Annotated in this window: 17 protein-coding genes; 9 read left to right on the top strand and 8 right to left on the bottom strand. The window is 67.2% G+C overall.

The features are described 5' to 3' along the window. The first annotated feature begins 142 nt into the window (after positions 1–142). Genes C1930_RS09540 through acnB form a run of 3 tightly spaced genes read left to right on the top strand, consistent with a single transcriptional unit; the run spans position 143 to position 3,407 of the window. Positions 143–367, top strand: coding sequence for an AbrB/MazE/SpoVT family DNA-binding domain-containing protein (locus tag C1930_RS09540; RefSeq protein WP_108749517.1), 225 nt, complete (start codon positions 143–145; stop codon positions 365–367). A 6-nt stretch (positions 368–373) separates the two neighbouring features. Next, positions 374–772, top strand: coding sequence for a type II toxin-antitoxin system VapC family toxin (locus C1930_RS09545; RefSeq protein WP_008267153.1), 399 nt, complete (start codon positions 374–376; stop codon positions 770–772). A gap of 43 nt (positions 773–815) precedes the next feature. Then, the gene (gene acnB, locus C1930_RS09550; RefSeq protein ID WP_108756099.1) at positions 816–3,407 is read left to right on the top strand and encodes a bifunctional aconitate hydratase 2/2-methylisocitrate dehydratase; all 2,592 of its coding nucleotides are present in this window, start codon (positions 816–818) and stop codon (positions 3,405–3,407) included. 114 nt (positions 3,408–3,521) lie between these two features. Here the strand turns inward: acnB and C1930_RS09555 are convergent, their stop codons facing one another. Further along, the gene (locus tag C1930_RS09555; protein ID WP_108756100.1) at positions 3,522–4,769 is read right to left on the bottom strand and encodes a LysR substrate-binding domain-containing protein; all 1,248 of its coding nucleotides are present in this window, start codon (positions 4,767–4,769) and stop codon (positions 3,522–3,524) included. A 100-nt stretch (positions 4,770–4,869) separates the two neighbouring features. On the opposite strand from C1930_RS09555, the gene C1930_RS09560 reads away from it, so the two are divergent. The 6 genes from C1930_RS09560 to C1930_RS09585 all read left to right on the top strand — a co-directional run bounded on the left by C1930_RS09560 (position 4,870) and on the right by C1930_RS09585 (position 11,254). Then, the gene (locus C1930_RS09560) at positions 4,870–5,541 is read left to right on the top strand and encodes a 4-carboxy-4-hydroxy-2-oxoadipate aldolase/oxaloacetate decarboxylase (RefSeq protein ID WP_108749521.1); all 672 of its coding nucleotides are present in this window, start codon (positions 4,870–4,872) and stop codon (positions 5,539–5,541) included. After that, on the top strand, positions 5,534–6,589 hold the full coding sequence (locus tag C1930_RS09565) for a 4-oxalomesaconate tautomerase (RefSeq protein ID WP_108771582.1): 1,056 nt from the start codon (positions 5,534–5,536) through the stop codon (positions 6,587–6,589). The genes C1930_RS09560 and C1930_RS09565 overlap by 8 nt, the downstream gene beginning before the upstream one ends. A 43-nt stretch (positions 6,590–6,632) precedes the next feature. After that, the gene (gene dctA, locus C1930_RS09570; RefSeq protein WP_108756102.1) at positions 6,633–7,946 is read left to right on the top strand and encodes a C4-dicarboxylate transporter DctA; all 1,314 of its coding nucleotides are present in this window, start codon (positions 6,633–6,635) and stop codon (positions 7,944–7,946) included. 88 nt (positions 7,947–8,034) lie between these two features. After that, positions 8,035–9,318, top strand: coding sequence for a carbohydrate porin (locus C1930_RS09575; RefSeq protein WP_159093581.1), 1,284 nt, complete (start codon positions 8,035–8,037; stop codon positions 9,316–9,318). Positions 9,319–9,341: 23 nt separating this feature from the next. Continuing rightward, positions 9,342–10,364, top strand: coding sequence for an amidohydrolase family protein (locus C1930_RS09580; protein WP_108756104.1), 1,023 nt, complete (start codon positions 9,342–9,344; stop codon positions 10,362–10,364). After that, positions 10,364–11,254, top strand: coding sequence for an amidohydrolase family protein (locus tag C1930_RS09585; protein WP_108771584.1), 891 nt, complete (start codon positions 10,364–10,366; stop codon positions 11,252–11,254). The genes C1930_RS09580 and C1930_RS09585 overlap by 1 nt, the downstream gene beginning before the upstream one ends. A 472-nt stretch (positions 11,255–11,726) precedes the next feature. On the opposite strand, the gene C1930_RS09590 is transcribed toward C1930_RS09585, so the two are convergent. From C1930_RS09590 to C1930_RS09620, 7 genes are all read right to left on the bottom strand, one after another. After that, on the bottom strand, positions 11,727–12,641 hold the full coding sequence (locus C1930_RS09590) for a hypothetical protein (protein ID WP_108771585.1): 915 nt from the start codon (positions 12,639–12,641) through the stop codon (positions 11,727–11,729). Positions 12,642–12,681: 40 nt separating this feature from the next. Continuing rightward, a complete protein-coding gene (locus C1930_RS09595) occupies positions 12,682–14,259 on the bottom strand; it encodes a hypothetical protein (RefSeq protein ID WP_108771586.1) in 1,578 nt (525 codons plus the stop codon). A gap of 129 nt (positions 14,260–14,388) precedes the next feature. Next, positions 14,389–15,981: a hypothetical protein gene (locus C1930_RS09600; protein ID WP_159093582.1), complete on the bottom strand. Its 1,593-nt coding sequence runs from the start codon at positions 15,979–15,981 to the stop codon at positions 14,389–14,391. A 93-nt stretch (positions 15,982–16,074) separates the two neighbouring features. Next, the gene (locus C1930_RS09605) at positions 16,075–17,148 is read right to left on the bottom strand and encodes a chemotaxis response regulator protein-glutamate methylesterase (RefSeq protein WP_108771588.1); all 1,074 of its coding nucleotides are present in this window, start codon (positions 17,146–17,148) and stop codon (positions 16,075–16,077) included. Further along, positions 17,145–17,741: a chemoreceptor glutamine deamidase CheD gene (gene cheD / locus C1930_RS09610; protein ID WP_079221788.1), complete on the bottom strand. Its 597-nt coding sequence runs from the start codon at positions 17,739–17,741 to the stop codon at positions 17,145–17,147. Before cheD ends, C1930_RS09605 begins: the two co-directional genes overlap by 4 nt. After that, positions 17,738–18,607 (bottom strand): CheR family methyltransferase, encoded by an 870-nt coding sequence (locus tag C1930_RS09615; RefSeq protein ID WP_108749530.1) that lies wholly within the window; start codon positions 18,605–18,607, stop codon positions 17,738–17,740. Before C1930_RS09615 ends, cheD begins: the two co-directional genes overlap by 4 nt. 33 nt (positions 18,608–18,640) lie before the next feature. Next, positions 18,641–20,911: a methyl-accepting chemotaxis protein gene (locus C1930_RS09620; protein WP_108771589.1), complete on the bottom strand. Its 2,271-nt coding sequence runs from the start codon at positions 20,909–20,911 to the stop codon at positions 18,641–18,643. Between the last annotated feature and the right edge of the window lie 271 nt (positions 20,912–21,182).

Here is a 21,182-nt window from a genome sequence, read left to right on the forward strand (position 1 = left end):
ACAGCGGCAGGTGTATGGCGTATGTCATGAATGTGGCGGATCCTTTGCGGCTGTAAGGGCCGGGGCGGGCCCGGCCGGGTTCGGGGTGGAAGTATGCCCGGCAAAGTATGTATAATTTGTGCATACCGAAGAGGGCCTACCGATGGAAGCCACTGTTGCAGAGCGCGGACAGATCACCCTGCCCAAGGCGGTGCGTGATGCCCTGGGCCTGACCAAGGGCACCCAGTTGAAGGTGGAGCTGGACGGCAGCCGTATCATCCTGCGCAAGAGCGTGGACGATGCGATCTCCCGCGCCCGCGGCAAGTTCGCGCTGGACGGCTTCGAGTCGGCCGAATCGGCGGTACGCGCGGTGCGCGACGAGGAATAAGGCGTGATGATTGCCGTCGATTCACCGGTGCTGGTGGAACTGCTGAGCAACGGCCCGCAGGCCGATGCGGTGGAAGCGATCCTGCGGCAGAGCCTGGTCGGTGGCCGCGTGGTGGTCTGCGGCGCCACCCTGGCCGAAGTCTGCGCATCGCTGCGCGGTGGCGCCGAAGTGCTGGAAGCGCTGGAAGAAATGGGCGTGCACTTCAACCCGATGGAAGCCAAATCGGCCCTGCGCGCCGGCGAGATGCACCGCCGCCACCGCCAGCGCAGCGGCAGCCGCCGCAGCCTGGACGAATTCATGGTCGGGGCCCACGCATTGCTGCAATGCGACGGCCTGATCACCTGGAACGACACGTTTTACCGCGACTACTTCAAGGGCCTGAAGCTGATCGTGCCGCAAGCCTGAGCCCATTTTGTTTTTTCAACCTACGCATTACCCGGGAGTTGTCATGTTGGAAGCCTACCGCCACCACGTCGCCGAGCGCGCTGCGCTTGGCATCCCGCCGCTGCCGCTGAGCGCGCAGCAGACGGCCGATGTCATCGAACTGCTGAAGAACCCGCCGCAGGGCGAGGCCGAGTTCCTGCTCGACCTGCTGACCCACCGCGTGCCGGCCGGCGTGGATGACGCTGCCAAGGTCAAGGCCTCGTACCTGGCCGCCATTGCGCTGGGCAGCGAGCAGAACCCGCTGATCAGCCGCGAGCGCGCCACCGAACTGCTGGGCACCATGCTGGGCGGTTACAACGTGGCCCCGCTGGTGCAGCTGCTGGACGACGCCAGCGTTGGCACCATCGCCGCTGACGGCCTGAAGAAGACCCTGCTGGTCTTCGATGCCTTCCACGATGTGCAGGAGAAGGCCAAGGCTGGCAATGCCAACGCGCAGTCCGTGCTGCAGAGCTGGGCCGATGCCGAGTGGTTCACCAACAACCCGGAAGTGCCGCAGAGCCTGACCGTCACCGTGTTCAAGGTGCCGGGCGAAACCAACACCGACGACCTGTCGCCGGCGCCGGATGCAACCACCCGCCCGGACATTCCGATGCACGCCCTGGCGATGCTGAAGAACAAGCGCGACGACGCGCCGTTCACCCCGGAAGAAGACGGCAAGCGCGGTCCGATCCAGCAGATCCTGGACCTGAAGGACAAGGGCCACCTGGTTGCCTACGTGGGCGACGTGGTCGGTACCGGTTCTTCGCGCAAGTCGGCCACCAACAGCGTGCTGTGGTGGACCGGCGATGACATTCCGTTCATCCCGAACAAGCGCGCCGGTGGCGTCTGCCTGGGTTCGAAGATCGCCCCGATCTTCTACAACACCATGGAAGATGCCGGCGCACTGCCGATCGAGCTGGACGTGTCGAAGATGGAGCACGGCGATGTGGTCGAGCTGCGTCCGTACGAAGGCAAGGCGCTGAAGAACGGTGAAGTGATCGCCGAATTCCAGGTGAAGTCCGAAGTGCTGTTCGACGAAGTGCGCGCCGGTGGCCGCATTCCGCTGATCATCGGCCGCGGCCTGACCGGCAAGGCGCGTGAAGCGCTGGGCCTGGCCCCGACCGATCTGTTCCGCCTGCCGGTGCAGCCGGCCGACACCGGCAAGGGCTTCTCGCTGGCACAGAAGATGGTCGGCCGCGCCTGTGGCCTGGCCGAAGGCCAGGGCATGCGCCCGGGTACCTACTGCGAACCGAAGATGACCTCGGTCGGCTCGCAGGACACCACCGGCCCGATGACCCGCGACGAGCTGAAGGACCTGGCCTGCCTGGGCTTCTCGGCCGACCTGGTGATGCAGTCGTTCTGCCACACCGCCGCTTACCCGAAGCCGGTGGACGTCAAGACCCACCACACCCTGCCGGAGTTCATCTCCACCCGTGGCGGCATCTCGCTGCGCCCGGGCGACGGCGTGATCCACAGCTGGCTGAACCGCATGCTGCTGCCGGACACCGTCGGTACCGGTGGTGACTCGCACACCCGTTTCCCGGTGGGCATTTCGTTCCCGGCCGGTTCGGGCCTGGTCGCCTTCGCCGCCGCCACCGGCGTGATGCCGCTGGACATGCCGGAGTCGGTGCTGGTGCGCTTCAAGGGCCAGATGCAGCCGGGCGTGACCCTGCGTGACCTGGTCAATGCCATTCCGCTGTACGCCATCAAGTCGGGCCTGCTGACCGTGGCCAAGGCTGGCAAGAAGAACATCTTCTCCGGTCGCATCCTGGAAATCGAAGGTCTGCCGGAACTGAAGGTCGAACAGGCCTTCGAACTGTCAGATGCGTCGGCCGAGCGTTCGGCTGCCGGTTGCTCGGTGCGCCTGAACAAGGAGCCGATCATCGAGTACCTGACCAGCAACATCACCCTGTTGAAGTGGATGATTGCCGAGGGTTACCAGGATCCGCGTTCGCTGCAGCGCCGTATCGAAAAGATGGAAGCGTGGCTGGCCAACCCGGAGCTGCTGGAGCCGGATGCCGACGCCGAATACGCTGCCGTCATCGAGATCGACCTGGCCGACATCCACGAGCCGATCGTGGCCTGCCCGAACGACCCGGACGACGTGAAGACCCTGTCCGAAGTGGCCGGCGCCAAGATCGACGAAGTGTTCATCGGTTCGTGCATGACCAACATCGGTCACTTCCGCGCCGCGGCCAAGCTGCTGGACGGCAAGCGTGACCTGCCGACCCGCCTGTGGGTGGCCCCGCCGACCAAGATGGATGCTTCGGAGCTGACCAAGGAAGGCGTGTACGGCACCTTCGGCGCCACCGGTGCACGCATGGAAATGCCGGGCTGCTCGCTGTGCATGGGCAACCAGGCGCAGATCCGCGAAGGTTCCACCGCGATGTCGACCTCGACCCGCAACTTCCCGAACCGTCTGGGCCGCAACACCAACGTGTACCTGGGTTCGGCCGAACTGGCCGCGATCTGCTCGCGTCTGGGTCGCATCCCGACCAAGGAAGAGTACATGGCCGATATTGGCGTGATCGCCAAGAGCGGTGCGGAAATCTACCGCTACATGAACTTCGACCAGATCGAGGAGTACCAGGACGTGGCCAAGACGGTCGCAGCCTGATCCTGCTGATCGGTTGATGCGGTAAACGAAGAACCCCCGGTGCGAGCCGGGGGTTTTTTCGTTGGTGGGGTCAGAGCCGTTTTCCTGTGGAAAACGGCTCTGACCCCCATGGCTTCAGCGATAGCGGAATGGCCAGGCGTCAGGGCCATCGCTGCTGCGTTCGGCGCACACCTCGCGGAAGACCTGCAGGAAGGCCTGCTGCGGCCGCGTGGGGTGCCAGTCGGCTCGGGTGGTCAGGCCGATGCGGCGGCGCAGGGCCTGACCGGCCAGGCCCAGGTCGGCCAGCAGGCCGGCCTGGCGTTCGATCAGGAACTGGTCCCGTGACATCAGGGTCAGCCAGTCGTCTTCCAGCAGCAGCCCGCGGGTGATCACCAGCGAGCCACACTCAATGCGCAACACCGGCGGTTCGTGGCCGTTGTCGCGGAACATCCGTTCCCAGCGTGCGCGCACCGGTGCGCCGGTGGCCGGGATCACCCAGGGGTAGTCGAGCAGCTGCGCAAAGCGCCACGGCTGCCGTGCCGCCAGCGGATGACCGGCGCGGCCCACGATCACCGGATCATCGTCGAACAGGCCTTCCTGCACCACGTCGGGCACCGCGCTGAGATCGCGCATGGCGCCCACCAGCAGGTCCAGGCTGCCCTGGCGCAGGTCGGACAGCAGTTCCGAGAACGGCCCTTCCACCACGTTCACCGTGGCGCCCGGCCACGCCCGCGCGAAGCGTGCCAGTGCCTGTGGCAGCAGCAGCGCACGGGCCAGCGGCATTACCCCGATGGCCAGGCGCCCACCATGCTGGTCACGCAGGGCGGCCAGCTCGTCCACGCCGGTGGCCAGTTCGGACAGCGCCAGCTGCACCCAGCGCAGCAGGCGGGTGGCGGCCGGCGTGGCCAGCAAGGCCTTGCCGCGCCGCTGCAGCAGTGGAACTTCGATCACCGCTTCCAGCTCGCGCACGGCGCGATGCATGGCCGGTTGCGAGATCCCCGCGCGCGCTGCAGCCAGGGTGAAGCTGCCGGCGCTGTCGACCGCAGTGAGCGCGCGCAGCTGGCTGAGGGTCAGCCGGCGCTCGACCGCAGCCAGTGCCGGAAGCCGCGCGGCGCGACGGGCGGCGCGCACGCCGCGGGCCAGGTAGGCCAGGGCACGCTCGATGCGTGGCACCAGCAGCACCGTGGCCTCGGTGGCGACCATGCCGCTGGGCTGCCGGTCGAACAGCGCCGCATCCAGTTGCCGCTCGAGCCGGGCGATGGCCTGGGTGAGCGCCGGCTGCGACAGATTGATGTGCGGTGCCGCCGCGCTGATGCCGCCATGGGTGTGCACCGCCAGCAGCGCGTGCAGGTGCTTCAGGTTCAGCTCGGGCAGCGCGTTCATGGCACAACTATAACCAGATTGAATGGCATGGACGAAAAACGATCTTGAGGGGCTGTGGGCTGCGGAACAGACTGCGCCATCGCCAACGAAGGATGGATGGATGTCCCGCGTCATCACCCGCATCGAGCGCGCCGCACCGGCGCTGATCCAGTCACTGGCCGAGGCCGGCGTGGCCACCGTGCACGAGGCGCAGGGTCGCAGCGGCCTGCTGCACCCGCGGCTGCGCCCGATCTACAGCGGCGCGCGTATCGCCGGCAGCGCAGTGACCGTGTCGGTGCCGCCGGGCGATAACTGGATGATGCATGTGGCCATCGAGCAGCTTGGCGAGGGCGACATCCTGGTGGTGGCACCGACCAGCGACTGCAGCGATGGCTACTTCGGCGATCTGCTGGCCACCTCGGCGCAGGCGCGCGGTTGCCGCGGCCTGGTGATCGATGCCGGCGTGCGCGATGTGCGCGAGCTGACCGCCATGGGCTTCCCGGTCTGGAGCCGCGCGATCCATGCGCAGGGCACGGTGAAGGAAACGCTGGGTTCGGTGAACGTGCCGCTGGTCTGTGGCGGCGCCCTGGTGAATGCAGGTGACGTGGTGATTGCCGACGATGACGGCGTGTGCATCGTGCCGCGTGCCGAGGCGGCGCGGGTGGCTGCCGAGGCGCAGGCGCGCGAAGCACGCGAGGCCGACAAGCGCGAGCGCCTGGCCCGTGGAGAACTGGGCCTGGACATCTACGCGATGCGTGAGCGCCTGGCAGCCAAGGGCCTGCGCTATGAGTAAGGGCGTGCGCGCGATGTGGATGCGCGGTGGCACGTCCAAGGGCGGGTTCTTCCTGGCCCAGGACCTGCCGGCCGACGGCGCCGCGCGCGATGCCTTCCTGCTGCGCGCCTATGGTTCGCCGGACGTGCGGCAGATCGATGGCATGGGCGGCGGCGACCCGCTCACCTCCAAGGTGGCGGTCGTATCGCCCTCGCAGCGCGAGGATGCCGATGTCGATTACCTGTTCCTGCAGGTCTTCGTGGACCAGGCGCTGGTAAGCGACGCGCAGAACTGCGGCAACATGCTGGCCGGCGTGGGCCCGTTCGCGATTGAACGCGGGCTGGTGCCGGCACGCGATGGCGTGACCGAGGTACGCATCTTCATGGCCAACACCGGCACCCTGGCCACCGCCAGCGTGCAGACACCGGGTGCCGTGGTGAGCTATGCCGGTGACGCGCGCATCGACGGCGTGCCGGGTACTGCCGCGCCGGTGCCGCTGGCGTTCGAGGACACGGCCGGTTCCAGCTGCGGCGCGCTGCTGATGACCGGCAACCCGGTGGATGTGATCGACGGCGTGCAGGTGACCCTGATCGACAACGGCATGCCCTGCGTGGTGCTGCAGGCAGCGGATCTGGGCATCAGCGGGCATGAGGACCGCGCCACCCTGGATGCCGACGACGCACTGAAGGCGCGCCTGGAGGCGATCCGTCTGCAGGCCGGGCCGATGATGAACCTGGGCGAGGTGGCCGAAAAATCTGTGCCGAAGATGATGCTGGTGGCCGCGCCGGCCGACGGCGGCGCGATCTGCGTGCGCTCGTTCATCCCGCACCGCTGCCACGCCTCCATCGGCGTGCTGGGCGCGGTGACGGTGGCCACGGCCTGCCTGTTGCCGGGCTCGCCGGCCCACGCCCTGGCCCGCTTGCCGGGCGGGCAGACACAGACGCTGGCAGTGGAGCACCCCAGTGGGGCGACCGCCTGCGTGATTGAACTGAATGAGGACGGGCAGGTGGCCCGCGCGGCGATGCTGCGCACCGCACGGAAGCTGTTCGACGGCGAACTGTTCGACTGAACAGGCGACGCCTTTCTATTCTCTGCGACCTGGGAGGGTTGTTATGACCGTGGTAGGGAAGCGGCCGGGCCGCTTTGGAATATTGGGCCAGTTGTGGTTCCAGGTGTTGGCCGGCACCGTGATCGGCGTGTTGCTGGGCTGGCTGCAGCCGGATCTGGGTTCGGCGATGAAGCCGCTGGGTGATGGCTTCATCAAGCTGATCCGGATGATGATCGGGCCGATCATCTTCGTCACCGTGGTGCACGGCATCGCCGGCATGCGTGACATGCGCAGCGTGGGACGGCTGGCGCTGAAGTCGTTGATCTACTTCGAGGTGATCACCATCCTGGCGCTGATCGTCGGACTGGTGGCGGTGGATCTGTGGCAGCCCGGCGCCGGCATGAACATCGATGCGGCGACCATCGACATGGCCAGCATCCAGGGCTACGTGCACACTGCCCACGACCAGTCGATCGTGGCCTACATCATGGCCATCATTCCCAACACGCTGGTCAGCGCGTTCACCGAAGCGCACGTGCTGCAGGTGCTGTTCGTGGCGGTGCTGTTCGGCGTGGCCCTGGCCGCCGTCGGCGAACGCGGCAAGCCGGTGATGGACGTGATCGAGAGTGCTTCCGGCGCGCTGTTCAAGATCATCGGCTACATCATGTATGTGGCGCCCATCGGCGCATTCGGCGCCATCGCCTTCACCGTGGGCCAGTTCGGCGCCGCCTCGCTGCTGTCACTGGGCGAGCTGATCATCGAGTTCTTCGTGGTCTGCGGGCTGTTCACCGTATTGGTGCTTGGCACGGTGTGCTGGTGGACCGGGGCCAGCCTGTGGCGCCTGCTGGGCTACCTGCGCGATGAGATCATCATCGTGGCGGCCACCACCAGCACCGAGACCGTGCTGCCGCGCCTGATCGAAAAGATGAAGAAGCTGGGCTGCGAGGAAGGGGTGGTCGGTTTCGTGATTCCCGCCGGCTACTCGTTCAACCTGGATGGCACCTGCCTGTACCTGACCACGGTGGCGATCTTCCTGGCCCAGGCCACCAACACCGAACTGACCGTGTGGCACCAGCTGGGGCTGATCGCCGTGCTGCTGCTGACGTCCAAGGGCGCGGCCGGCGTGGCCGGCGCGGCATTCGTGGTGCTGGCCGCCACCCTGGGCACCACCGGCACCATTCCGGTGGCCAGCATTGCCTTGATCCTGGGCATCCACCGCATCCTGGCCGAAGGGCTGACCTTCGTGAACCTGATCGGCAACGCGATTGCGGTGCTGGTGATCGCCAAGTGGGAAGGCAAGCTGGATGAAAAGACCATGGCGGCGCAGATCGGCACCCGCCGCACGCGCCAGCGTCTGCTGGGCGCACAGCCTGCCTGAGGCCATGGTCTGAGCCCTGACGGCCACCGCGCGTGGCCTCCATCGAATGCAACAACCTGGCGCCGGCGGCGCCGGGAAGGGAGAGAACATGTCGCAGTTCCTGCGCACCCCGCTGTACCTGCTGCTGGCCAGTGTGCTGGCCGCGCCGGCCTTCGCCGCTGAACGCAGCGTGCCCGAGGGCATCGACCTGACCTTGGACCTGGTCGGCAACGTGGCCCACAACCCGGTGGGCGGTGTCGAACAGGGCACCGAAGGCTCGTACTGGGTGATGGCCCAATCGAAGTTCGACCTGGACAAACTGTTCGGCGTACACGGCACCGAGGTCGATGCCCAGTGGGCGTGGTTCGCCGGGCGCAACCTGGCGCGCGAGAAGATCGGCAATTCGATCAGCGCACAACAGACCTGGCGACCGGTGGCCGGGGGCCGCCTGACCCGGCTGACCCTGCGCCACCGCTTCGACAACGGGTTGAGCGTCACTGCCGGCCGCGCGCCGGTGAACAGCTACTTCAACAACTCGCCGCTCAACTGCGTGTTCATGAGCAATGCGATGTGCCTGACCCCGTACGGTGCGATCACCGACCTGGGTATCACCGCCTATCCGAATTCTTCGTGGGCGGGCATCGTGCGCTACGACGTGGATGATCGCTGGTACGCCCAGGCCGGCGTGTTCGATTACAACAACACGCTGAACGAGGCCGGCAAGAACGGCCTGGATTTCTCGGTAGGCGAGGGCACCGGCACGATCAGTGCCTACGAAGTGGGCTACCAGACCAGCTTCGCCAACGATCGCCTGCCGCGCACGTACCGGCTGGGCATGTACCGCAACAGCGATGGTGGCAAGAGCCCGTACTTCGATGCCAACGGCAACTCGGCGGCGCTGACCGGCAAGCCGACCGCGGCGCAGGATGGCGCACGCATGGGCTGGTATGCAATGGGCGACCAGACCGTGTGGCGCGGCGAGGGCAAGCGCAACCTTGCGGTGTTCGGGCGTGCCTACCTCAACACCGGCAACGAGGCGCCGGTCGATCATTTCGTGTCGGCCGGCTTCGTCAAGACCGGCACGTTTGCCAGCCGCGACCAGGACACCCTGGCCCTGTTCGTGTCCAACACCCACTTCAGCGACGAACAGATCGGCTTCCTGCGTGATCGCCGCAGCCGCAATGGCGGCACGGGCGCGCCGCATGCCGATGAAATCATCACCGAACTCAGCTATGGCTGGGCGGTGAAGAAGGGCATCCGCCTGATGCCCAACCTGCAGTACGTCATCAACCCCGACCCGATCTATGCGCCCACGCGCACGACCAACATCCCCGGTGCGCTGATTGTTGGCCTGCGCGTGGATGTGCATTTCGCCCAGCTGTTTGGCTGGTGATCCATCGCCCCAGGAGATCCCCCATGATCATCGACTGCCACGGCCACTACACCACGGCCCCGGCCGGCCACGATGCGTTCCGCAAGGCGCAGGTGGCCCACTACAACGATCGCTCGCTGCCGGCGGCGGTCTATCCGACCATCAGCGACGATGAACTGCGCGACAGCGTGGAGGCCAACCAGCTGCGCCTGCTGCGCGAGCGTGGCGCGGACATGACCATCTTCTCGCCGCGTGCCAGCACCATGGCGCACCACATTGGCGATGAGCAGGTAAGTGCCGAATGGACGCGGCACTGCAACGACCTGATCGCGCGGGTGGTGCAGCTGTATCCCGAGCAGTTCATCGGCGTCTGCCAGCTGCCGCAGTCGCCGGGCGTGCCGATCGCCCACGCGGTGGCCGAGCTGGAGCGCTGCGTGAACGAGCTCGGATTCGTCGGCTGCAATCTGAACCCCGATCCGTCCGGCGGCCATTGGGATGGCCTGCCGCTGACCGACCGTTCCTGGTACCCGTTCTTCGAGAAGATGGTGGAGCTGGACGTGCCGGCCATGGTGCATGTGTCGGGCAGCTGCAACGCCAACTTCCATGCCACCGGCGCGCACTACCTGAACGCCGATACCACCGCCTTCATGCAGTTCCTGCAGGGTGACCTGTTCCGTGACTTCCCCACGCTGCGCTTCATCATCCCGCATGGCGGCGGTGCGGTGCCGTACCATTGGGGGCGTTTCCGTGGCCTGGCGGACATGCTGGGCAAGCCGCCGCTGGCCGAGCATGTGATGAAGAACGTGTACTTCGATACCTGCGTGTACCACCAGCCGGGCATCGACCTGCTGTTCGAGGTGATCGACATCGACAACATCCTGTTCGGCTCGGAAATGGTCGGCGCGGTGCGCGGCATCGATCCGCAGACCGGCCATTTCTTCGATGACACCCGCCGCTATGTCGATGCATTGGCGATTTCGGCGCAGGACCGCTACAAGGTGTTCGAAGGCAATGCGCGCCGTGTCTACCCGCGGCTGGATGCCCAGCTGAAGGCGAGGGGGCTGTGATGGCCGCCTTCCAGAAAGATCCCGACTGGCTGGATTACTGTGCGCACCCGAGCCGGCCGCAATTCGTGCCGCCGCCCGGTGCGGTGGACGCGCACTGCCATGTGTTCGGGCCGGGCGACATTTTCCCGTATGCGCCCGAGCGCAAGTACACGCCGTGCGACGCCGGCAAGGCGCAGCTGTTCGCGCTGCGCGATTTCCTGGGCTTCAGCCGCAACGTGATCGTGCAGGCCACCTGCCATGGCGCCGACAACCGTGCCCTGGTGGACGCGCTGCAGGCCAGCGGCGGCCTGGCCCGGGGCGTGGCCACCGTGCGCGATACCGTCAGTGATGAAGAACTGCAGCAGCTGCATGCGGCCGGGGTGCGGGGCGTGCGCTTCAACTTCGTGCGCCGGCTGGTCGACCCGAAGCCGGATGCTTACTACCACGCGATCATTGATCGCATCGCGCCGCTGGGCTGGCACGTGGTGGTGTACTTCGAGGCGGCCGATCTGGCCGAGCGCTGGAACTTCTTCACCACGTTGCCGACCACCGTGGTGGTGGACCACATGGGCCGCCCGGACGTGAGCCAGCCTGTGGACGGGCCGGAGTTCCAGCGTTTCGTGCGACTGATGGCCGAGCACGGCAACGTGTGGAGCAAGGTCAGCTGCCCCGAGCGGCTGTCACGGCTGGGGCCGCCCGGGTACGCCGATGTGGTGCCGTTCGCCCGGCATCTGGTGCGGCAGTTCCCGGACCGGGTGCTGTGGGGGACCGACTGGCCGCACCCGAACATGAAGGACCACATGCCCGACGACGGGCACCTGGTGGACGTGATTCCGCACATCGCACCCACGCCCGAGTTGCAGCGCAGGCTGCTGGTGGACAACCCGATGCGGCTGTACTGGGGCGAGTAGATCCACGCCATGCGTGGATGGCGGCGCGGACGATGCGTCTGGGGTCAGAACCCTTGCCTGCGGCAAGGGGTCCGACCCCATGCGTGGATGGGGACGCGCACGATGCACTCGGGGTCAGAGCCCTTGCCTGTGGCAAGGGGTCCGACCCCATGCGTGGATGGGGACGCGCACGATGCACTCGGGGTCAGAGCCCTTGCCTGTGGCAAGGGGTCCGACCCCATGCATGGATGGGGATGCGCACGATGCACCCGGGGTCAGAGCCCTTGCCCGGCGGTAGATCCACGCCATGCGTGGATGGCAGCGCGCGATGCACTTGGGGTCCGACCCCATGCGTGGTTGGGGATGCGGGCGATGCAGCCGGGGTCCGACCTCTTGCCCGGCAGTAGATCCACGCCATGCGTGGATGGCGGCGCGCGATGCACCCGGGGTCAGAGCCCTTGCCTGCGGCAAGGGGTCCGACCCCGGGCTGGGGTCAGGCCTGGGTGACGGCGGTCGCGTCTTCGGCTACCGCCGGCGCGTCTGCCGGTGGCTCCGGTTCTACGGCGGTCTCCGGCAACACCCCATGGTCGGGGAACAGGCGCGGCAGTTCGGCAACGAAGCGGGCGATGCAGGCCTCGGCGAAGTCGCGCGAGGCGGCTTTTGCCTTGGCATAGTCGTCGGCCTGCCAGTCCTGCAGCGGGGCCACCTGTGCCTCGTCCTGGCAGTGCACGCCCTGGCCGCCGCTCGCGCTGCGGAACAGCCTGCGCACTACCGGGAAGCCGATGGTGGCGTCGTGGCGCAGCTCGTACGGCGTGTCTGCATCACCGAGCTTCTGGTACACCAGCGACCATTGGCCGGCGCTGGCTTCGACGGTGCGCTCGTCGCTGGGAATGGCGCCGGGATGGGCGGCGAAGTAGATCGCCAGCTGTTCGCGGATCATCGCGGGCAACAGCCCAAACGCGGGGCTGGGTACTTCACCGATGCTGTCGCCGCGCACGTTGTTCTTGCTGAAGGTGCTGGTCTGGCCGCCGATGCCGGCCAACGTGCCCAGCGCAAACAGACCGACCTTGGCGGCGGTGGCCCCAGCGGTGTCACCGCGCATCACCAGGCGCAGGGTCAGATCGCCGTAGCGATTGCCGTCGGGCCCGGTGCCAAGCCCGGAGGTGATCTTGATGCGCTGCAGGCTGCTGTAGTCCAGCACGGGGGCCGCAACCGGCGCAGCAACAGTCTCGGCGACCGGTTCCGGCATGGCCTGGGTTGCCGGTTCGGCCGCGGGTTCGGGCGCCGACGCGAGGGTGGTTGCCGCGGCGGTGTCGGGTGCGGGTGCTGGGTCGCTGGCATGGGCCGACGCGGCCAGCAGCAGGCTGGCGGCGATCGCGGCGGTGAGACAAGCGGGGCGTACTGCCATGGTGATACTCCTTGGAAAAGCGGAACGGGCGCGCTGCGGCTTACTGCCCAGCGAACTCCTTGATCGGGAAGGCCTTGCAGCGTTCGACGGCGGCAGTGATATCAACCGGCGCATCGGCGGCGGCACCACGGCGCTGGTTCACCGACGCGGTTTCTTCCCACAGGCTGGGCAGCACCTGCGGCGCGTCCAGCACCCGTTCGCGCACGGCATCGTGCAGCACGCTGCTGTAGTCCGATGATGGCGCCACCACGCACAGGCGGGTGCCGGGCGTGCTGCTGGCCTGCTGCAGCATCTGCTGAAGTGCGTCGCTGCTGCCTGCTTCGTCACGCAGCTGCTGCGCGGCGCTGCCCGGGTTGGCGTCCTGGATCTGCAGCTGGCCGGGGCTGAACAGCAGGACCTGCATCTCCTGTCGCGGTTCGATGCGCACCGGCGCGCGCGTGCGCTCGCAGATGGTGGGGGTCGGTCGGGCCTGCTGCGGCGTCACGCTGCCATCGGCGTGAACCTGGCGGACATGCAGCCGGCACATCTTGTCGGCCACCTCAAACTCCACTTCATAGTCCTGGCCGGGTTTGGCCACGAACTGGCCGGACAGCGTGCCCGTGCAGTACAGGCCGCTTTTGGGATCAAAGGCCGCCTCGAAGATCAGCGGCTTGCCACCGGGAATTTGGTATTCCTGGTAGCTGAGCGTGGAGAACCGCTGGTCCTGCTTGCTGCGCAGGGCTTCGGTGCTGGGAATGCCGAGCAGGCCCTTGTCACCAGCATTGTTGTACTTGACGTCGATTCGGTCGCGGTAATCGTCGCGGCACGTCGTATCGGTGAGCAGGGTGGTGGTCCGGCCGAAATCGGCGTACACGCGCACCCGTGCTGGCGGCACGACGCCATCGGCGTAGGCGCTGAGATCCTCACCCGCCAACGGACGCGGGTACATGGCCGGAATGCGCTTGATCAGCTTCTCGATGCACTTCATGGTGATCATCTGCGCGGCGCTCTTCAGCCGGGCGTAGTCGTTGGCCTGCCAGGTACCCAACGTCGCGCGCTCGTCGCTGTCGCTGCAGCGGATGATCTCGGCCAGGCTGCCATCGGCGCGGCGCTGCTGGATGGTGGTGGTGTGGTTGAGCCGGTACAGCGGATCCTTGCGGGTGTTGCCCTGGTGCACCAGCGCCCAGGTTTCGGCATTGAAGCGCAGGGTGCTGGTCTGGGTCGGCAGTGCGTCGGGCGCATAACGGAAATAGCCGCCCACCAGCGCCTTGGCCACGTTCGGCATCAGCGTGATGGCTGGGCTGGCCTGGCCTTCGATGATGCTGCCGGGCAGCTGGTTGCGCCGGCTGTAGTCGGGCTCATTTCCACTGAACAGCAGGGACAGTCCCTTCGGCGTCAGTGCCTCGCTGTCATCGGGGGTGACGATGCGCAGCGCCACGTCCGGTGCGTGCAGCGGCTTGGCGGCGGTATCCGGACCGCTCAGGATCTGCACGCGTTCGCTCCACGCATCGGCAGCGTCGGTGGCGGGCGAGGAGGGTGCCTGTGGCGATGCCGGCTGGGCTGCCGCGGTGGCCAGCAGCGGTGCAAGCAGGGCCGCTGCCAGCAGCGTGGTTCGGGAGGGGAAGCGGCGCAGGGCCATGGTCAAGCTCCTTGAGAAACAGAAACAGCCATGCCGGCCCTTCCGGTGCCGGCATTCGAACGAGGTGTTGTCGAGGGGGTGCTGCGGTCCGGTCAGTCCTGGGCCATCGCTACCGTCGCAGGCGATGGGTTATTGCACGCGGAAGTCCAGGCGGGGCAGGGTCTGGCAGTGCTGCACGGCGGCCTGCAGATCCAGCGGTGCTGCCGGAGCTGCGTGGCGCGCCTGATTGACCGTCGCGGCTGCCTCCCACAGGCCAGGCAGTGCCGCGCCATGCTCGAGCACGTAGTCGCGCAGCAGCGTGTTCAATGGGCTGGCGTGATCCTGAGCAGGCACGATCACGCAGGCGCGGGTTCCCGGCGTGGCCAGCATCTGCTGCAACAGCGTCTGCAGTCGCGCAGCATCGGCAGGACCGTCGGCCAGCTGCAGCGGTGGGCTGTCCCTGTCCGCAGGTTGCACCTGCAACGCGTTGTTGGTGAACAGAAAGACGCCCATGGCGTCCAGCGGTTCGCGCGGCGTCTTCGTGGTGAGCGTGGTGTAGTCCACGTCCGGACGCGTGCACGTCTCCGGCGCGCGCCTGGCTGGCACTGCGAGCCGGACACCTTCGGCATCGACGCTATGGACGTTCAACCTGCAGACCTGGCCGACGATATCCATCTTCACTTCGTAATCCATACCGGTGACCGGCACGATCTGTACCGCCAGCGTGCCGGTGCAGAACGCGCCGCGGTGGCGGACGTCCGCGTCGAAGATCAACGGCTGCCCGGCCTGCACGGCATACTCGCGGTACTTCGGCGACTTCAGGCTGCGCAGGGTTTCGGTTTCGGCGATGCCGAGGCTGAGGTTGCCCGCCTCGCTGTCCAGCGCATTGGCGTTGCTGGAGGCGGGCCAACGCGGGTCATCGAAGCGTCGGCTGCCGTCGGCCAGGCAGTAGGCATCGCCGAGCATGGTGACCCGTTCTGTTGCCGAGTTGAAAACCCGCACGCGTGCCGTGCCGTCACCGCTGCCTTCAGTGGGGAGCGGCTGCGGGAAGAACTGTGGCAGTTTGCTGACAAAGCGCTGCACGCAGGCGGCGGCCAGTTCGCGGGCACTGGCGCGCAGTCGCGCGTAGTCATTGGCTTGCCATTGTTCGAGCGTGGCCTCGCGCCCGGGATCGTTGCAGTACGCGGCGTCCATCGTGCTGCCGTCCGGTTGCTGCAGGCGCAGGCGGGTGAAGTGGCTGAGCTGATAGAGCTGTTGCCCTGCCTTGGGCTTCTGGTAGACCAGGGCCCACTCATTCGCCTCTACCTTCAACAGCGTGCGGCCCTGGGGAATCGCAGCGGGGAACAGGGTGAAGTACTGCTGCAGCCAGTCATTGAACAGGCTGGGCATGAGGTCCATGGCTGGGCTGGGTACTGCCTGAACGTCGGTCCCGCGCAGATGCTTGGGATCCAGCCGGGTAGTGGAGTTGGCGCCGAAGACCTGGCGTACAAACTGCCCGGTCTTGGCCGCGCCGGTGATGCGCTCGCCATCTTCGGGGGTGACGATGCGCAGTACGACATCCGGGTGATGATCGTGGATGTGCTGGCCGGCGCCGGCGCTGATCGCCACGTGCTCTGTCCAGCCTGCGGGGGGCGGTGTGGGTGCCGCTGGCGGAGCATCCGTTCGACCGGTGCCGCTGGCGAGCATCGGCAGCAGGCAGGTGGCGGCAAGCGCGCCGCGCAGTGGAATCAGGCGTAATGCCATGGTGAAACTCCTTGAAAGTGGAACAGCACAGGCGGCCCTGGGCGGTCCGCCTGTGGATGACGTTGGATTGTGAGGGGGAAGGCGGCTGCGCGGTCAGCCGCGGGCCAGCGCCAGCAGGCGCTCGGCGATGCGCTCCAGCGGCACCTGCTCTTCGGCGGCGCCCAGCTTGAACGCCGCGCCGGGCATGCCCCAGACCACGCTGGTGGCCTCGTCCTGCACCAGCGTGGGTGCGCCGGCCTGGCGCATTTCCAGCAGGCCGCGCGCGCCATCGTCACCCATGCCGGTGAGGATGGCACCGATGGCATTGCCACCGGCACTCTGCGCGACCGAGCGGAACAGCACGTCAACGGCCGGCTTGTGCCGGTTCACTGCCGGGCCGTCGTCGATGCGGCAGCGCCAACGGGCACCGTCGCGGATGATGCGCAGGTGCTTGCCGCCGGGCGGCAGGTAGGCATGGCCCGGCAGCACGGCTTCGCCATCGCTGGCCTCGCGCACGGCCATGGCCGAATGGCGGTCCAGGCGTTCGGCGAAGGCGGTGCTGAAGCTGGCCGGCAGGTGCTGGGTCATCACCACCGCCGGGGCGTCGGCGGGCATGCCTTCCAGCACCACGCGCAGCGCTTCGGTGCCGCCGGCCGAGGAGCCGATGGCAATCAGCCGGTCGGTGGTCCGGAACTGCGGTGCGGCCGGGCGCAGCGACGGTGCCGCGTCCAGCAGCACCTTGGGCGCCGCCGCACGCACCAGCGGTCGCACCCGCGAACGCGCGGCCATCTTGACCTTGCCGATGATCTCCTCGGCGTAGCCCTGCAGCCCGCGGGCCACGTCCAGCTTGGGCTTGGAAACGAAATCCACCGCGCCCAGTGCAAGCGCCTGCAGGGTGGTGTCGGCGCCGCGCTCGGTCAGCGAGGAAATCATCACCACCGGCAACGGATGCAGGCGCATCAGGTTCTCCAGGAACGCCAGGCCATCCATGCGTGGCATTTCCACGTCCAGGGTGATCACATCCGGGGCCAGGCGCTTGATCTTCTCGCGCGCCAGCAACGGGTCGGCAGCGGTGCCGACCACATCGATGCCCGGATCGCTGGACAGGATTTCGGTGAGCATCTGCCGGACCACGGCAGAGTCGTCGACGATCAGTACCCGGCATGGGGCGTTGCCGGGCCCGTTCATTCGAACAACTCCACGCCGCCGGTGACCGGGGCCTTGGACAGGCGGGCACGCACGGCCGATTCGGTGGCGGCCACTTCGGCCTCGTGCGCGTGCGGCAGGCGCTGCACCACCACACGGCCGGTATCGGCGAAGAACCAGATCTTGCGCGGATGGATGCCGCACAGGTCTTCGGCAATGATCGGAATGTGTTCGGCCTGCAGGTACTGGCGCACGAACTCGGCATTGCGGGTGCCGACCGGGTTGCTGGTGAAGCCCTTCAGCACGTTGGCGCCGCCGAACACCTTGGCCTCGATGCGCTTGCGGTGGGCGCCGCGCTTGAGCATGTCGTTGATCAGCAGTTCCATGGCGTAGCTGCCATAGCGCGCGGGGGCGCCATCGCCGGCGTTGCCTTCGGGCAGCAGGAAGTGGTTCATGCCGCCGATCTTCAGCACCGGATCGCGCAGGCAGGCGGCAACGCAGGAACCCAGCGTGGTGGTCAGCGCGGTGGTGTCGTCCACCACCAGGTACTGGGTGGGCAGCAGCTTGGCTGCCACGGTCTTGAAGCGTGCGTCCTGGTAGCGCATCACATCATCGGTGCGCAGTGATGCATTCATGCGCCGGCTCCCTGTGCGCGTCGGTACAGCGTGCGGCCACACGGCTGGATCAGGTCGGCCGCGTGCAGATAGTTTTCCGAATGCCCGGTGTAGAGCAGGCCATCGTCAGCCAGATGGTTCACCAGCCGGCCCAGGATGGCGCGCTGGGTCGGCTTGTCGAAGTAGATCATCACGTTGCGGCAGAACAGTGCGTCGAACGGACCGCCCACGTCGTAGCGCGGTGCCAGCAGGTTCAGCGGGCGGTATTCGATCAGCTCGCGCAGGGCCGGCAGCACCCGGCACTGGCCTTCGTTGGGGCCGCTGCCGCGCTGGAAGTAGCGGCGGCGCAGGTCCGGGTCCAGGCTGGCCACGCGGTCGATGTTGTAGACGCCGCGGCCGGCGGTGGCCAGCACCTGGGTGTCCACGTCGGTGGCAATGATGCGAACCGGCGGCTTCAGCGTACCGAAGGCCTCGCACGCGGTGATGGCCATGGAGTAGGGCTCTTCACCGGTGGACGCCGCGCACGACCACAGCAGCAGTGGACCGCGGCCGGTGCGCTTCTGCAGTTCTTCGCGCAGCTTGTCGAAGTGGTGCGGCTCGCGGAAGAACGAGGTGAGGTTGGTAGTGAGCGCGTTGGTGAACGCCTGCCATTCCTCGCCTTCGCCCTGTTCCAGATGGTCCAGGTACTGCTGGAAGCTGCGCATGCCCAGTGCGCGCAGGCGCCGCGACAGGCGCCCGTAGACCATGTCCCGCTTGGCGGGGGCCAGGGCGATGCCTACGCGCTGGTAGATCAGGTCGCAGACGCGGCGGAAATCACGGTCGGCGAACTCGAATTCGCGGGGGCCGGTCACGATGGGGGTTGGGCTCTGCACGGGGGAGGTGTCCATCGGGTGGGCGGCGGCCGAAGCCGCCGCGGGGGATCAGAATTCCTGCCAGTCACCGTCGCTGGAAGCGACCGGGCTGGAAGGCGTGCGCGGTGCCGCGGTGCGCACGGCCTGCGGGCGGGCAGGGGCGCGCACGATGGCGTGTGCGGGCGGGGCGACGCGGGCGGCCACGGCCTTCACCGCCGCCGACACCTGGTTGTCCAGGCGGAAGATGGCCACTGCATCGGCCAGCTGCGCGGCCTGGTCTTCCATGGCTCGTGCGGCAGCGGTGGCTTCTTCAACCAGCGCGGCGTTCTGCTGGGTGGTTTCGTCCATCTGCACCACGGTCTGGTTGACCTGCTCGATGCCGGCGCTCTGTTCCTGCGAAGCGGCGGAGATTTCGGCCATGATGTCGGTCACGCGCTGCACCGAGGCCACGATCTCGCCCATGGTCGCGCCGGCCTGGTGCACCAGTGCCGAGCCTTCGTTGACCTTGCCGACCGAATCGTCGATCAGGCCCTTGATCTCCTTGGCCGCTGCAGCCGAGCGCTGCGCCAGGGTACGCACTTCGCTGGCGACCACGGCAAAACCGCGGCCCTGTTCACCGGCACGCGCCGCTTCCACTGCGGCGTTCAGTGCCAGGATGTTGGTCTGGAAGGCGATGCCATCGATCACGCTGATGATCTCGGCGATCTTCTTCGAAGACGCTTCGATGGCCGACATGGTGGTGACCACTTGGCCGACCACTTCGCCGCCCTGCGAGGCCACGCCGTGTGCGCCGATGGCCAGCTGGTTGGCCTGGCGGGCGTGTTCGGCGTTCTGGCGCACGGTGGAGGTCAGTTCCTCCATCGAGGCGGCGGTTTCTTCCAGGTTGGCGGCCTGCTGTTCGGTGCGGCGCGACAGGTCGCTGTTGCCCGAGGCGATTTCGCCGGCGGCCAGGGTGATGCTGGAGGTGCTGGCCTGGATCTGGCCGACGATCTGGGTCAGCTGGGCAACGGTGCTGTTGGCATCGTCGCGCATGCGGGCGAACACGCCCTGGTAGTCACCGTGCATGCGGGTGGTCAGGTCGCCTTCGGCGATGGCCGACAGCAGCTGCGAGAGCTTGCCCAGGTTGTCATCGCTGACCGCCATCATGGCGTTGAGGTTTTCCAGCATCACGCGGAAATCGTGATTGAAGCGCTGGGCATCGCCACGCTGGCTGAAATCACCGGCGGCGGCGGCGGCGGCCAACTGCTTGATTTCGGCGTTGATGCGGCCCAGGTTGGCCTTGACCGTATCGACGGTGGTGGTCATGGCGGCCTTTTCGCCCGGATAGCGCGCCACGTCGCGGCTGAGGTCGCCCACGGCGTACTGCTGCACCACGTCCAGCACATCGTGCAGGGTCTGCACGTGGCTGCCGACCAGGGTGTTGGTTTCCTGCACCATCAGGCCGTACTCGCCGGGGAAGGCGGCGGCGTCGATGCGGTAGCTGAGTTCACCGCCATCGTGGCGGCGGGCCATTTCGCGCTGGGCGGTGATGACCGCGTGCAGCTGTTGCTGCATGCGCGACATCGATTCGAGCAGGCGGCCCGGTTCGTCGTGCGGCTGCGGGCCAATGTGGCTGTCCAGCTTGCCGCGCGCAATGCCTTCGGCCACCGCGGTGGCCTGCTTCAGCGGCACGGCGATGCGGTTGCCGATGATCCAGCTCAGGCCCAGCACGATCAGCACCATCAGGCCACCGGACAGCGCCATGATGCCGGTGAAGGCCCAGGCGTCGCTCTGCACGTCGTCCATGTAGACGCCGGTGGTCACCACCCACTTCCACGGTTCGTACATGCCGGCGTAGGTGATCTTGTCGATCAGGCCTTCCTTGCCGGGCTTGGTGGTCTGGTAGTAGGTGTAGCCGCCGCCGAGGCGGGCCATGCCGACCTGCAGGTAGTAGATCGGCACGCCGTCATCGGAGGTGTAATCCTTCTGCACGGTGCCCACGCGCTTGGGCGCGAACGGGTGCATCAGCACGCGGTACTGGGTGTCCAGCACGTTGTAGTAGTCGGCATCGTTGTTGGCGCGCATGACTTCCAGCGCCTGCAGCGCGGCGGCCTTGGCGGCTGCCTCGGTCAGTTCGCCGGTGCCGGCCAGGCGCTTGTAGTGGTCCAGCACGCCGTAGGTCAGTTCGACCTGGGTGCGCAGGGCGTCCTTGCGCGTTTCGGTCAGGTCCAGGTACTGCATGCGGGCGGCGATCACCGACAGTGCAATCACGCCGATCGCGATCATCAGCGTGAGCAGGTTGAGCTTGCGCCGGACGGAGAGGTTGCTGAAGTAGTGTTGCCAGCGATGCAGGAGGTTCATGAAGCGGGACCAGGTCGAGACGGGCGGGCGGCGCCAGTACCGGTTACGGCGCGACCGGCCGTGACACAACGGTTATCGGCCGGGGGCGGGGAGATTTGAGGGTGGCGCTATGAGCGCATTCAGGTTCCCTTGCAGCGGCGGCTGCTTCGCTGCCTGCGGCAGGCTTTTGTAGCAACTGCAACAGCAACAGCAACAGCGGTTGGTCGGCTGTTTGTTGCTTCTGGGGGAGGCGGACGGCAAGAGCGTTGTTTCTATCGGGCGGGGAATTGGG

Source organism: Stenotrophomonas sp. SAU14A_NAIMI4_8, from assembly GCF_003086695.1.
Classification (GTDB): Bacteria; Pseudomonadota; Gammaproteobacteria; order Xanthomonadales; family Xanthomonadaceae; genus Stenotrophomonas.